Origin of the sequence: Micrococcus sp. HSID17227 (genome assembly GCF_003989405.1) — a bacterium.
Lineage (GTDB): Bacteria > Actinomycetota > Actinomycetes > Actinomycetales > Micrococcaceae > Micrococcus > Micrococcus luteus.
This window is the reverse complement of sequence record NZ_RBLN01000294.1, coordinates 1-2,310: the sequence shown is the minus strand read 5'-3', so window position 1 is coordinate 2,310 and position 2,310 is coordinate 1. Positions and strand designations below refer to the sequence as shown.

At 74.0% G+C, this 2,310-nt stretch carries 3 protein-coding genes; 1 reads left to right on the top strand and 2 read right to left on the bottom strand.

Features of this window, described 5'->3' with window-relative positions:
- Positions 1-90: 90 nt before the first annotated feature.
- A complete protein-coding gene (locus D8M29_RS10950) occupies positions 91-600 on the bottom strand; it encodes a MarR family winged helix-turn-helix transcriptional regulator (RefSeq protein ID WP_127445973.1) in 510 nt (169 codons plus the stop codon).
- Between the two features lie 24 nt (positions 601-624).
- Between D8M29_RS10950 and D8M29_RS10945 the strand changes: the two genes are divergently transcribed.
- Positions 625-1,860, top strand: coding sequence for an MFS transporter (locus D8M29_RS10945; protein ID WP_127435475.1), 1,236 nt, complete (start codon positions 625-627; stop codon positions 1,858-1,860).
- 39 nt (positions 1,861-1,899) lie between these two features.
- Here the strand turns inward: D8M29_RS10945 and D8M29_RS10940 are convergent.
- A partial coding sequence (locus tag D8M29_RS10940) for a DMT family transporter (protein WP_174233343.1) occupies positions 1,900-2,310 on the bottom strand: 411 nt, incomplete at its 5' end.

Here is a 2,310-nt window from a genome sequence, read left to right as displayed (position 1 = left end):
AGGTCGGCAGTGCGACGGAGGTCATTCTCGGGCCTCGCACTGACCCGATAGCGGAGCCCGGCCGCATGGACGAGCCGGCGGGCGAGGAGCTCAGGGCCGGGGGTCCTCCGCACCGGGGCCCGTCTGCGGCCGGGGCCACGGGTGACCCCGGCGCTCCTCCGCCCCCTCGTTGAAACGCCGCAGGAGCCTGCTGAACTCGACGACGTCCTCGGCTGGCCAGGAGGAGACGATCTGCGCCACGTTGTCCGCGCGGGAGCTCAGCTCCGCGGCGAGGCGGGCGCGCCCCTCCTCCGTGGGGCGGTGCAGCCGGGCGGAACCGCCGTCGGGGTCCGCCACCCGCTCGACGAGGCCGGCCTTCATGGCGGCGGCCACCTGCCGGTGGACGGTGGAGACGTCGAGGTCGAAGGCCTCGGCCAGCTCGGCGACGCTCATGGCCCCGCCCGCCTCCAGGCGGGCAAGCAGCACGGTGGCGCTGCGCTCCAGCGCGCTCGACCGGCCGTAGGGGGCCACCCCCTGCGTGGCCACCCGCAGCAGGAGCATGTGCTCGTACATGATCCCGCGGACCGGGTCGGCCCACGCCCCCTTAGGTGATTGCATCATGCAAACGATGCTACCTTTTGCATCATGCAAATCGCCGAGCAGGAACGCATCGCCTCGCCCACCTTCGTCCTCGCCTGGGTGGTCTCCTTCCTCCAGTTCCTCGCGTTCTACGCCCTCGTCACCACCATGGCCGTGTACGCGGTCCGGCAGTTCGCCGCCTCGGACGCCGGGGCGGGGCTGGCCTCGAGCGCCTTCGTCATCGGCGCCACCCTCAGCCGCGTGGTCACCGGCCACGTGGTGGACCGCTTCGGCAAGCGCCGCGTCCTGGTGGTGGCCCTGGTCGCCGTCGCGCTGTCCTGCACGCTCTACCTCGTCGCCTCCTCACTGCCGGCCCTCGTGGCGGTGCGCATGCTCCACGGCGCCAGCTACGCCTTCGCGAGCACCGCCGTCATGGCCCTGGCTCAGGCGGCCATCCCCGACGGGCGACGCGCGGAGGCCACCGGCCATCTCGCGCTGGGCACCACCCTGGCCACCGCGATCGGACCCGCCCTGGGGCTGTTCCTCGCCGGCTCCATCGGCTACGCGTGGCTGTTCCGGGCGACTCTGGGGATCACGGTGGTCAGCCTCGTGCTGGGCCTGCTGGTGCGCGAGGCGCCCGCCGCGGCGGGCGTCGACGGCGAGCGCGCCGCCGGCGAGGTCCCCCTGGAGCACCCCGCCCCCGCGGTGGGCTTCCGCCTGCGCTCCGTGCTGCACCCGGCGGTGCTGCCGATCAGCGGCTTCATGCTGCTGGTGGGCCTGAGCTACGCCGGGATCCTCACCTACCTGAACGCCTACTCGGTGGAGCGCGGGCTCACGGCCGGCGCCGGCCTCTTCTTCCTGGCCTACGCCGCGGCGATGCTCGTCATGCGCCTCACCCTGGGCACCCTGCAGGACCGCCGGGGGGACGACGCCGTCGTCTACCCCGCACTCCTCTGCTTCACGGCCGCGCTCCTGGTGCTGGCCTTCGCCACGCGCGACTGGCAGGTGGTGCTGGCCGGGGCGCTGAGCGGCCTCGGCTACGGCACGCTCATGCCCGCGGCCCAGGCGATCGCCGTGAACGCGGTGCCCTCCCATCAGCTCGGCGCCGGCATCTCCACCCTCATGCTGTTCGCGGACGTGGGGCTGGGCCTGGGCCCCGTGCTCCTCGGCGGGCTCGTGGCCTCGGCCGGCTACGGCGCCATGTACGCGGCCCTGGCGGGCGTGCTGGTGATCGCCGCCGGGTACTACTTCGTGATGCACGGACGCCGACATGGGCGGCGAGGGACCGTGGCCCGCGCCTGAGTCCCGCGCGGTGACGGCGGCCTGCCGCCGCGGGCGGCGCTATCGGCGCCGCGCAGGCCAGGACGCGAGCGCGACGGCGGCGAGGGCGCCCAGGGTGCCCAGCACCGTCGTCGTGGTGACCGTGGATCCGTCGGTGGGGGCCACCAGGTCCACCACGAGGGAGCCCAGGAGGTTGCCCGAGACCAGACCGAGGGTGGCGGCGAAGACGCCCAGGCGCGGGACGACCATGGCGCCCACCCCGATGAACACGCACCCCAGCGGGCCGCCGAGGTAGAGCCGCCAGTCGTGCGGCAGCGCGGGCATGCCGTGGCCGGAGGCCAGGGCGATCCCGCCCCACACGATCCCGAGGAAGAGGACGCCGGCGGTGAAGTTGACCAGGGTCGCCGGGATGGCGGTGCCGTAGGCCGTGGTCTGACGGGCGTTGAACACCTGCTGCCCGGCGGTGGCCAA